Here is a 244-nt window from a genome sequence, read left to right on the forward strand (position 1 = left end):
GACGTAGCCGGCAACACTTCGGCCAGCGCCAGCGATAGTGCCGTTCGCGACACCACCGCCCCGTCCGCACCGACCGTCGTTATCGCCACCGATGCCAATAACGATGGCTACCTCAACAAGGCCGAGCAGGGCAGCGCCACGACGGATACCGTCAACATCGGCCTGCCGGCGGATGCCAAGGTGGGTGACACGCTGAACGTCACCATCAACGGTACCGCTCAGCCTGGTCATGTGCTGACGGCTG

General features: G+C 64.3%; 1 protein-coding gene. It reads left to right on the forward strand.

Features of this window, described 5'->3' with window-relative positions; all coding sequences use genetic code 11:
* Window positions 1-244: hypothetical protein (locus tag DBR44_RS19580; RefSeq protein ID WP_158613688.1), on the forward strand; the 244-nt coding region annotated here is incomplete at both ends.

It is taken from the genome of Aquitalea sp. FJL05, from assembly GCF_003852595.1.
Lineage (GTDB): Bacteria > Pseudomonadota > Gammaproteobacteria > Burkholderiales > Chromobacteriaceae > Aquitalea > Aquitalea aquatilis.